This is a genomic window from Paenibacillus sp. 01T442 (assembly GCF_056398345.1).
On record NZ_JBFTPF010000132.1, the window covers coordinates 1 to 7,383 of the forward strand.

Below are 7,383 nucleotides of genomic sequence, written 5' to 3' on the forward strand. Positions count from 1 at the left end.
TTGATTTTGTCCGTTAGATTGTTTAAACTTCATAAGTAAGAGCGCCTCCTTGATGGTATTGGGTTACGAACCCGTCGACAAATCCATCATACCGAGGCGCTCCTTTTTTGACAAAGGCCATTTCTTAGCCTTAACAGGAATGTTTAGTTGAGAAGACAGTATATCCATTGGCTAGCAAAAAGGTATCAGACATATGCCCTCGGGAATGGGATCAAGTTCTTGTCATTGGCTCGTGACAAGAACTTGATCCCATAAAATAAAAAAACCGCGAGATACGCGGCAATTAATGAGATAATGTTCTTGTCACCCGACATTACACGTCAAACGCGCGCAAGCTTCAGCAGCCAACAGGAGTTGCGGTCTAGCGAGCGGGTGTTTCGCGCTCTGTTGATAACGGAAATGTTTAGAAAGATCCGTACTGCGTCTCCGGTTCGGTTGTTGAAAAGTACTTTGTTCGGCTGCAAATCGCCGGAACCGCCGCGGACAATGAACGTTCCTGTCGAAGGCAATGCCTCCACCTTGAAGGTGAATGCATCGTTGGACAGCAGGAAATTCAAACTTTTCAACACGAGCTTTTTCCCGTTAGGCACGTCAATCACAATGGTTTGAACATCAACACTTTTTCCGGGACTTAACTTAATAGGCGCCGTCCCACCGACAATTCCATTTAGTTGAAGCATAACTACACCTCCAGATCGAATATACGACAGTATATGGAAGACGCTTTGGAAGGGATTGTATGATTGTCCAAATGCGTATGGCCAATTAKAAGCCAGGAAACAATCTACGAGCAGTTGTTCTCGTATTCATCGCTCGGGATCGGGCTACGTCGAGGTTGCCATATTGCCATCAGCCAAATCGTCTTGAAAGGTGAGTACTAGATTGGGGACGTCAACAACAAGCAAATCGACATATACTATGCAAGTACGTTTTCAAACATCATTAGAAGAATGAAAGAACTGTGACCTGCTTTATACTCCCCTCGAGAACGAAAGGCTGCCGATCGTTGCCGGCAGCCTCCCATTGCTGTGTATTGAACAAACGTTCTGCGTTAGCGGAGACATTACATTGAACCAACTACGTAATTGTTCCATTGAGATAAATTCTTCTGCCAGCTATTAAGTCCATCAAAAGGACCAACGTAAACAACCTGATTACTATTAATTAATATCTGCAAATCATTATCTTGATCCCAGTCACATTTGCAGTATAAATTAAGAGCTGGTATATCCCAATTGTCTGGTTTATCGATCTCAAGTGAAATTGGGTTAATGAAACTCAATATTTCTCTTGGTGAACTGAGATTGTATAATCCTTCTGGAAACGCAACCTCACTAAGATTACTCATGACATCTTTGCAATACAATAATAAGTAATTACATATCGTCGAAACTGTCTCTTCACTTAACGAGTTAAGATTAGATGTGCATAAATTTACGTAATCTACCGATATGTTGTCGTTAAATTCTAAGCGAATATATTTGTTGAATAGTGATACATATACTTCACCACTCATTCCAAAATCACTTTTTCGAATGTTTCTGGTAAATTCCATCTAAGGGTTCCTCCATATTATAGGATAAGTAAGATAGATTCTTATTCGCCAGATTCCAGTAAACTCCTTTACAACTCTTCTGCCCGTTACTTTAATGAAAACAGGGAGCAGCTGCCGCGGCTCCCTGTTTATTGTGCTATCGTTCTTCCGTTAGATTAATCATTAATGTTTGCGAATAGCACCTAACATACTACAAACGTATTAATTCATTAGCTATGATCATAATTCCATTATTTTCGATCTCTTTTAATTCTGTATTGAGCTTAAAGCTATTTAAATTATAGATTGTTTTCGAATAATCCCTATTTAATATTGCTATTGGATTAATTGAGGGTAATTCACCATTTCGAATTTTCCCAATGCTAATTGGGCCTCCATCCATCTCTAAGCAAGATTGAATTATTTCAACTGGGCTTTGCTCCCAGAGATCTTGACATAAATCAATAATTGGATTTATTTTCTCCTCCCTAAATTGCCACTTACCTTCTTCAACTAGAATCTCATACTCCGGAATTATTATTGATAAACTAATTTTGTCGTTTCTATAGCCCCAATACATTCTCATATGAGTATAGAGTTCACTTGATAATAATAATTGTTTGTAATTATTACTAACGTGCTCGTCGTAGCCAAGAATGAACCTCTTCTCAAGTAATTGTTGATTCCAATTAATTATTTCGAGCAATGAATTACTTTCACTATTCCAGTAACCGTTCTTAAAAGGGAATTTAGTAAAGATGAATGAGCAAATTCGATCAACAAAATTCTTATTTAACGATTTATGAGAATAACCCACTTCAACAGAAAAATACGGTGGCATTCAAGTTCCTCCTCATATCAAAGCTTTTTAAATTTAAGTTATCTGTTAGGCGGAATTGTTTAAGCCTTTAACGGATTTACGAATAAATTTATTGTAGTCATTAACTAAGATTGCTTAGTAGGAAGCACTTCAATTGACTTATAAATAAGTTTTTGTTTATTTGGTAATTCCATATCTCTATGAAAGTGACCAAAATACCACTTTTTATACGATAAGCGTTCTTTTATTTCCTCAAGGTAATCACTTAATTGGTCCTCATAAATACCAGTATTTTTAGATTCATTTAGAATCTGTAAGGTTGATGTAGGACACATATGCGTGATTACGATGTCAACCTCCCATTTATGCCGCTCTAAATTCTTAATTCCTTCATGGTACTCTTCTAGTGATGGCATCTCTTCTGGCCACCAATTAACATTCTCTTTTCGATACTCTTTATCGTGAGATTGAGCTCCACCAAAAGTAAAGATCTTGTATCCCTTAATAGTAAAAATCTGGCCTMGCATTAAATGTATAATGCTTTCGCTTATTCGATGTACGTTTCCACCATTCCAATTCTCTACAGGGTAAGAATTAAGTAACTGGAAATTCTCATGATTTCCGTCAATAAATAGAGTACTAAAGTTTTTTCGAGCTAACCATTTCCTCCAATATAATTCATCATTTTTATTTTCCCATACAAGACCAAAATCTCCAGCGATTATTACGAAGTCATCTTTACTTAAATCTCGATTTATGGGAAATCGTTTGGAGTTCAATTTCCCAATATCTATATAACCATGAAGATCACCAGTTACGTACAATGTAATTCACTTCCTTGGAGAAATCTCAATTTAATAACTAACAGTTTATTCTCCACTCTACATATTTTTCCTTTATTTTTAACTAAACTGTCCTTTACTTCAACGAACAAAGCAGACTGCCACAGCAGTCTGCTTTGTTTCACTATCGTTCCCAGTTAGTTGAACGGTCAACTGTTGTATGGCATTAAAATCATGTTCTTCACGAAACATGATGGACATGAAATAATTCTCTCAATCTTGTTTGCATACATAATGGGAACATCCTGAACCATAAGAAAATGATAACCACACTCTGGACAAGGTACTTTATCGGATGAATTTGATGAGAGTATCTTTCCAGCTTCAATCCACTTCGGGGTACCTTCCTTCTTCCAAAATGGAATATACATCGGCTGTATTCTTTCAATTTTTTTCAGCTGTTGATTTAAATCCCAAACCTCAGGTTTTGATTGTTTATAAAACCACGTCGCTCCAGCGCTCACCCATTTATTTCTGTAACTCTCAAAAGTGTGACCTTCGTGGATATCATCAAATCCAAATTCAAAACCACAACAGTGACAAATTTCATACGATTCATTACCATCTGCATCATATGGTGCTTGTTGTAACTCATCATATCCGCAAACAGGGCATATATGTTTCATAATTTCCCCCACCTGTAAATCAAATTACCTCGATTTTACCACGGATAACTGCCCGTTCTTCAAAGAAAAAAGGGAACAGCTGCCAGTCGCGGCATTCTGCTCCCTGGTTATTCAACTATCATTTCCTCGTTAGCAAATCAATCCATGGTCCTCATCAATTATCCATGAAAACTCTTTAACAATAGTGTTAGCGATGCCCGATATTTCTAATTCTAAGTTGTCATCAAGGTTCATTGGCACATCAATTTCAATCAAATTTATTTCTTCTACTCCCTCAAGTGTGTCTATAGCATAGTTTCCATTTGAATTAGCAGGAATTCCTGTTAATCTAATATACTCCCCACTGAATTCTTTGATAAATGTTAAATGGCTTACTGTTGTGAATCCTAACTGGGTAATTAAGTATTGTTCCAAAACTTTTGACTTAATTTTCTTCGTATAATCTTCAGAATGGATGCTTATATAAGCGTACATAAAGCCCCCCCATTTAGTAACCTAATTTTTCGGAAAAGTTACTTTTTCAAGAATAGCCCCTGTCAGCATGTATTTAAACGTCTGCAGCTTTGTTTTGATTGAGCTATCGTTCTCCCGTTAGTTTAATGCATAATGGAACTGAGTGTTAGAGTTTCTATCTTMCCATTGTATTTTATGGTGAGTTTGAAAACGTCATCTGTAGTGGGTGTAATGGTGACAACATCAGCATTTCCTTCAGATGACGTGTGAAAACTTCTAACTCCTTGTAATTCCTGTGGATACTGGCTTTCAAACTTAAACCCTTCTCCTCCAACTAATTGATACTCAATTGGTCCGATTTTTGCTTCTCTGTTTCCCCCAATATTTTGAATATATATCGAATCAAACAATGAATTTTTAACTTTAAATATTGAAAAGGTGGCAAGCCACTCTTCTCCTTTCCCATAATAAACAACCTCATCTGACTTTTCTTTTAAATTAATAACTGATTCTTTGTTTGTACAGCCTGAAATAAATAAAAGAATTGATAGAACAAGAGAAAACAATATTCGATATTTCATGAGTTCAATTAAACCTCCTACTTTTGAATCTCCCAATATACCATATTATACCATGTGAGGAAGCATAAGTTTAGTTATCCTGCCCTTTAGTTTAATAACAAAAAGAGACCCACAGCAACGGGCTGCGGGTCTAAGTTTATATTTTAAAGGGGGTCGGTTTTTATTATAACCTTTAATGATTAATACCAGATGAAAATAAGATTTCAATCGTGTAACATTTACTCAACTCTCGTTTCCCGTTAGCTTAATCCTCTACACGATAAGTTTTAACATGATTAGATCCTTCAAATACATGGATTATTTCGCAGTGTTTGCAATGCCATATTCCGTATTTGGGCTCTGACATGTAATGTGAATCTATCAGTATAAAGAACTAAAACTCCCAGTTAATTAAACATTTAACACTTTTCTCCGTATCGCCTCAACGAGGTCGTGTACATAAGCTAACTTTTCGCCTCTCGGTTGCTCCCCCAAATGATTGTGCGCTCTCTCTATCATATAAAGTTCAGTTCTAAGATCATTAAGACTGCAATTATCAAAGTAGCCTTCCATTTTTTATGCCGATTTCACTTTCTTGGAGCAAATAGACATTTTATCAAACGAGCCCCAATACCCAAATGCATTAAAAGACGTAGTTAGATAGAATATCTCATCCCATCCTGCCTTACCTGGCGGAAGGTCTTCTATTGTTAATACATCAATTTCACGTATATCTCTCTCCGTTTCAGACATAAATCAAAATCCCCCATTACTTATATGATATTCCTCGATATTGCTTCGTATAGGAATTATCTTACGCATTGCTTCAATGAAATTGGAACCAATACCTTCTCTCATCGCCCTAACAAATGAGCTACAGTCGCTTGTCTAGTTGCTCCCTGGTGATGCGTTATCAAAACCCCCTTAGCCTCCGATACAACAACAGTTCAATATTAACACACATTGGAAGTAACCTGCCCGTTAGGTGAGCAAGGGCTGCCCTTCATGCCGGCAGCCTCGTCCTAGGTGTTTATTCAACTAAAGTTATCCGTCAGCTGAATGTATAGCCCTTTCATATTTCGATTTTCAAATATCCTTCATTCTCCTTCCCAGTCTGTATAGAGGATTCACTGATTAAATAACTTGCCTTAACTCTTGCAAACCATTTCTCCGTCTCAGATTTATGTTTAGTGTCAGCGTTCGTTTCCTCAACATATTCAAGACCTTCAACCGCCAAATAATCTACTTCCATTTTACCTATTCGATGTATAATCATAGCCCACTCAGCATCAGTGGCTATTTGTTTAGAATGTTGCAATATTAGCTCACAACTCCTTCTTGACATTGCACACGAACCTGCAGTAACATCTRCTTCTTTTCCTAGTTCCAGAGAAAAAAATTTGATTTGTTATTCTTTCAGTTACAATCCATTCAGTCGGATGAGTATAAAGTGCTCTTTCTGTTCTCCCTAAAATTAAGTAATTACGATTAGGGATTTCATACCAGACGATGTGTTTAAGTTCATTACTATGGTTATTACACCATGTAAGTAGACGGTCAAAATCACAGTAGTGAAAGAACTCAATATTGCTGTCCAAGCCTAATTTAAGTACTTCTCTTCTTGCATGTGCCGAACCTTTCTTAGGGATTACCCTTACATTAAATCCATAAGATAGAAGTTCTTCTAAAAGCTCACCACTTGACTCTTCACTCAAAGTAATAAAAATATTTTCATAAATCCTAGACAGATAACGATGATGTTTATTTATTAAAGCAAGATTATTTCCTTCCGGATCATGACTTGTACAGAGCAATCCAATCTTACTCATAAAGCCCTCCTAAATATATCTGATATCCTTATACTATAGATTCTCGACGTGGTTATAAATGGAAATTTATTATTTTGTCATGGRTTTTTGTTACTCAGTATACTGCCCGTTAGTTTAGTAAGTTACAGGCCAGTCTACTGCTTGTCGGCAATCGGATAATGTTCTTGTCACGAATCGGGAATCGGATCAAGCTCTTGACAACCGACAATATTTTTGTAAAAAGGTGTCATACACCATATATTATTTTTTTCCGTAATTAAAAAATAAGATTGTTGTTTCAACAAAATGCACCCACCTTTTTAATGGGATATTTTTCTATTCTATAAGCACAGAACTTATTACATAACCTTAATTCATTTAATCAGTAACTTTTCTAAGCTCAAAAATAGTTGCCTCTGATAACAAGATAAGCCTGTTGTTATTAACAACAAAAAAACTTACACTAACAGGTATGCTTTGTTTTGTAGAAGGGTCACTGATATCTATTGCTTTTACTACATCATTTATATTTAAATTTGGGATATCTATTTTATATAATCTATAAAAAGAGAGGGAGTTATCGCATGCCGCTGTAATCTCATATAATGGATTTTTTAGTTCATATTGATAATTATTATAGTTTTTAAGTCCTTTTGATGAAAAAAAGTCTTTTTTGATTATAATTTCATCTCCAATAAATTTTTGCCCTGTTGGATATTCAGAAGCATCATTATATGAAT

At 36.1% G+C, this 7,383-nt stretch carries 10 protein-coding genes and 1 pseudogene; all 11 read right to left on the reverse strand.

The genetic code is table 11. The annotated features are described in order from the left end of the window. Positions 1 to 320: 320 nt before the first annotated feature. Entirely contained in the window at positions 321 to 680 is a 360-nt protein-coding gene (locus tag AC1DLM_RS33870) for a hypothetical protein (protein ID WP_441992592.1), read from the reverse strand. Between the two features lie 383 nt (positions 681 to 1,063). Continuing rightward, positions 1,064 to 1,555, reverse strand: a complete 492-nt coding sequence (locus AC1DLM_RS33875) for a DUF6985 domain-containing protein (RefSeq protein WP_441992591.1) — start codon at positions 1,553 to 1,555, stop codon at positions 1,064 to 1,066. 190 nt (positions 1,556 to 1,745) lie between these two features. Beyond that, positions 1,746 to 2,375 carry a hypothetical protein gene (locus tag AC1DLM_RS33880; protein WP_441992590.1) on the reverse strand — a complete coding sequence of 210 codons (630 nt, stop codon included), beginning with the start codon at positions 2,373 to 2,375 and terminating at the stop codon, positions 1,746 to 1,748. 104 nt (positions 2,376 to 2,479) lie between these two features. Continuing rightward, positions 2,480 to 3,178 (reverse strand): metallophosphoesterase family protein, encoded by a 699-nt coding sequence (locus tag AC1DLM_RS33885; protein ID WP_477572442.1) that lies wholly within the window; start codon positions 3,176 to 3,178, stop codon positions 2,480 to 2,482. Between the two features lie 167 nt (positions 3,179 to 3,345). Then, positions 3,346 to 3,822 (reverse strand): hypothetical protein, encoded by a 477-nt coding sequence (locus AC1DLM_RS33890; protein ID WP_441992588.1) that lies wholly within the window; start codon positions 3,820 to 3,822, stop codon positions 3,346 to 3,348. A 129-nt stretch (positions 3,823 to 3,951) separates the two neighbouring features. Beyond that, on the reverse strand, positions 3,952 to 4,296 hold the full coding sequence (locus AC1DLM_RS33895; RefSeq protein WP_441992587.1) for a hypothetical protein: 345 nt from the start codon (positions 4,294 to 4,296) through the stop codon (positions 3,952 to 3,954). A gap of 122 nt (positions 4,297 to 4,418) precedes the next feature. Beyond that, complete coding sequence (locus AC1DLM_RS33900; RefSeq protein ID WP_441992586.1) at positions 4,419 to 4,856, reverse strand: hypothetical protein; 438 nt, start codon at positions 4,854 to 4,856, stop codon at positions 4,419 to 4,421. Positions 4,857 to 5,411: 555 nt separating this feature from the next. Further along, the gene (locus AC1DLM_RS33905) at positions 5,412 to 5,588 is read right to left on the reverse strand and encodes a hypothetical protein (RefSeq protein ID WP_477572443.1); all 177 of its coding nucleotides are present in this window, start codon (positions 5,586 to 5,588) and stop codon (positions 5,412 to 5,414) included. 319 nt (positions 5,589 to 5,907) lie between these two features. Then, on the reverse strand, positions 5,908 to 6,153 hold the full coding sequence (locus AC1DLM_RS33910) for a hypothetical protein (RefSeq protein ID WP_441992585.1): 246 nt from the start codon (positions 6,151 to 6,153) through the stop codon (positions 5,908 to 5,910). Positions 6,154 to 6,160: 7 nt separating this feature from the next. After that, on the reverse strand, positions 6,161 to 6,664 hold the full coding sequence (locus AC1DLM_RS33915; protein ID WP_477572444.1) for a hypothetical protein: 504 nt from the start codon (positions 6,662 to 6,664) through the stop codon (positions 6,161 to 6,163). Between the two features lie 357 nt (positions 6,665 to 7,021). Then, positions 7,022 to 7,383: pseudogene (locus AC1DLM_RS33920) on the reverse strand (hypothetical protein); the annotation flags it as partial.